Annotated in this window: 1 pseudogene; it reads right to left on the bottom strand. The window is 60.6% G+C overall.

Annotated features, from left to right (window positions below):
- Positions 1-173: pseudogene (locus SB756_RS35965) on the bottom strand (multidrug DMT transporter permease); the annotation flags it as partial.
- Between the last annotated feature and the right edge of the window lie 58 nt (positions 174-231).

The following is a 231-nucleotide window of genomic DNA, read 5'->3' as shown; positions in this document are numbered from 1 at the left end:
AACGCCCATTCGCCCTTGAGCAGCGGGAACACCGCGTTGAGTACCTGGCGCGGCGTGTAGTCGAAGATCAACAGACCAAAGGTCAGGGCAAAGACCACCCAGGCATAACGCCGGGGCACGCTGTGGGCGGATTCGCTGCCGGCGTCTTCGGCGCTGGCGAGGTAGGTGGCCATGTTGCCTCCTTGGGTGTAGGGCTTGGGTGTTGTTTTTGTTGTTATGGGTAACAGCCAG

This window comes from Pseudomonas sp. SIMBA_068 (assembly GCF_046534705.1).
Classification (GTDB): domain Bacteria; phylum Pseudomonadota; class Gammaproteobacteria; order Pseudomonadales; family Pseudomonadaceae; genus Aquipseudomonas; species Aquipseudomonas putida.
Note: the sequence above shows the minus strand (reverse complement) of the source record. Positions and strands in the feature narration are given on the sequence as shown.